Origin of the sequence: Stenotrophomonas sp. 2YAF22, from assembly GCF_052114665.1 — a bacterium.
Classification (GTDB): domain Bacteria; phylum Pseudomonadota; class Gammaproteobacteria; order Xanthomonadales; family Xanthomonadaceae; genus Stenotrophomonas; species Stenotrophomonas indicatrix.
Window position 1 is genome coordinate 1 of sequence record NZ_JBFRFE010000729.1, and the last position, 1,900, is coordinate 1,900.

Genomic DNA, 1,900 nt, shown 5'->3' on the forward strand with positions numbered 1-1,900 from the left:
GCCGGAGCGGGTTCAACCGTGGCCGGTGGCGGGGGCGGGGCGGTTTCCACCAGCTTCGGCGCATCTTCCTCGTCCGGCACCGGGGCCGGCTTGGCGTCTGGCATGTCGCTGGAACCGGCCGCCGCGGCCAGTGGTTCGGGCAGCGGTTCCACCTGGGCGGTTTCCTGCGGCGTCTGCGCGGCCGGGTCGGCACGGAAGAATTCCTTGTCGCGTCCGGTCAGCCAAACCAGCACGAACAGCAGGATGCCCACGCCGAAGGCGATGCCGGCGATCTTCAGGGCGTTGCGCGGGATATGCACGGTGAACGACTTGGCAGGCGACGGACGGGGAGCAGACATGGACCAGACCAGTACGGAATGCCTCGATTCTGCCACGGCCGGAATGAACCGGGCGGCAGAATTCCGTATAACAGGCGATAATCCCGTTCCTGTTACCCACCACGACGCCTGCCATGCTTGATCCAGCCCTGCTCCGCCACCAGCCCGCCGACCTCGCCGAACGCCTGCGCACCAGCCGCGGCTTCGAGCTCGACGTGTCTGCCCTGGAGTCACTGGAGGCCGATCGCAAGCGCATCCAGGTGCGGACCCAGGAGCTGCAGAGCCTGCGCAACAGCCGTTCCAAGGCTATCGGCCAGGCCAAGGCCAAGGGCGAAGACGTTTCGGCCATCATGGCCGAGGTCGCCGCGTTCGCCGATGAGCTGAAGGCCTCGGAAGTGGCCCTGGACGAGCTGCGCGAGAAGATCGACACGATCTCCATGGGCATCCCGAACATTCCCGCCGATGACGTACCGGCCGGCGCCGACGAGAGCGAGAACGTCGAGCAGTCGCGCTGGGGTACCCCGCGCCAGTTCGATTTCAAGGTGCTCGACCACGTCGAACTGGGCGCCCGCAACAAGTGGCTGGACGGCGAGACCGCCGCCAAGCTGTCCGGTTCGCGCTTCACCGTGCTGCGTGGCCCGATCGCCCGCCTGCATCGCGCCCTGGCCCAGTTCATGCTCGACCTGCACAGCGGCGAGCACGAGTACCAGGAAACCAACGTGCCGGTGATCGTCAACGCCGACAGCCTGTACGGCACCGGCCAGCTGCCCAAGTTCGAAGAGGACATGTTCATCACCCAGCTGGGTGAGCAGAAGCGTTACCTCATCTCGACCTCGGAAATCTCGCTGACCAATATTGCCCGCGACGAGATCCTCGACGCCGAGCGCCTGCCGCTGCGCATGACCGCCCATTCGCTGTGCTTCCGTTCCGAAGCCGGCAGCGGTGGCCGCGACGTGCGCGGCATGATCCGCCAGCATCAGTTCGAGAAGGTCGAGCTGGTTTCGATCTGCCGCCCGGAAGACAGCGACGCCGAACACCAGCGCATGACCCGCTGCGCCGAAGTGGTGCTGGAAAAGCTGGGCCTGCCGTACCGCAAGGTGCTGCTGTGCACCGGCGACATGGGCTTCTCGGCCATCAAGACCTACGACMTGGAAGTSTGGCTGCCGTCGCAGGAGACCTACCGCGAGATTTCCTCGTGCTCGAACTGTGGCGACTTCCAGGCCCGTCGCATGCAGGCCCGCTGGCRCAACCCGGCCACCGGCAAGCCGGAGCTGGCACACACCCTGAACGGCTCGGGCGTGGCCGTCGGCCGCGCGATGATCGCGGTGATGGAGAATTACCAGAACGCCGACGGCAGCATCACCGTGCCTGAAGCCCTGCGCCCGTACATGGGCGGTATCGAAACCATTGGCTGAACCCGGTAGATGCCATGCTTGCATGGCACTGCTCTGGCTTTGGTGGGTGCCATGCCTGCATGGCACCTCATCCACGCATGGCGTGGATCTACTGACGCGGTGCTGCATCCACGCATGGCGTGGATCTACTGAGGCGGTGCGGCATCCGCGCATGGCGTGGATCTACTG

1 protein-coding gene and 1 pseudogene are annotated in these 1,900 nt (G+C 65.8%); one reads left to right on the forward strand and one right to left on the reverse strand.

Annotation, left to right across the window (positions count from 1 at the left end):
• A pseudogene (locus AB4Y84_RS20480) lies at positions 1-338 on the reverse strand (energy transducer TonB); the annotation flags it as partial.
• 113 nt (positions 339-451) lie between these two features.
• On the opposite strand from AB4Y84_RS20480, the gene serS reads away from it, so the two are divergent.
• The gene (serS, locus tag AB4Y84_RS20485) at positions 452-1,732 is read left to right on the forward strand and encodes a serine--tRNA ligase (protein ID WP_442250800.1); all 1,281 of its coding nucleotides are present in this window, start codon (positions 452-454) and stop codon (positions 1,730-1,732) included.
• The last annotated feature ends 168 nt before the right edge of the window (positions 1,733-1,900 follow it).